The sequence below is a fragment of the Caulobacter sp. 05T431 genome, assembly GCF_056665975.1.
This window is the reverse complement of sequence record NZ_JBFTKU010000103.1, coordinates 1-470: the sequence shown is the minus strand read 5'-3', so window position 1 is coordinate 470 and position 470 is coordinate 1. Positions and strand designations below refer to the sequence as shown.

Sequence of the window (470 nt, the reverse complement as noted above, 5' to 3'; positions counted from 1 at the left end):
GGGAAGGATTCACCCCGTACAGCCCGGTCCTGGGCGAATCCGGACAGGAATGACCGCCGGCCTGTCATTCTCGGCTCTTAGCGCCGGTTCCCGGCATTGGCCGGTTCCGAGGCCCAGGCAGGACCTTGAGCACTGGTGTCTTTGCTGTCCATGGGGGCTACTCTGTTGGCGAGACCTTCATGGAGGAGGGCCCGATGAGCGCCTCTGACGAACTGCCCGGCATCGAAGCGCGGCTCGCCGCGGACGGGACCGTGGAAAGCAACGCCAGGGACCGGTCCTTTCTCCTCTCCGTGGTGCGGGAGCAGGGTGCACGGCTCGAGAAATTGGAAGCCGTGGCATCTGATTTCGCGGAACGGGGCGAACGGATCGAACATCAGTTTGACGGCATCGGCTCGATCCACGCTGCCAGGACAGCGGGTCTTGGTGACGGGTATCGGGAAGCTGCCAGGCGCATCCGCGCCGCGTTGGGC

The 470-nt window shown here is 65.1% G+C and carries 1 protein-coding gene; it reads left to right on the top strand.

Going from position 1 to position 470, the window contains the following annotated elements:
• Positions 1-194 precede the first annotated feature (194 nt).
• On the top strand, positions 195-470 hold a 276-nt coding region (locus tag AC1U89_RS24705), incomplete at its 3' end, for a hypothetical protein (protein ID WP_479902249.1).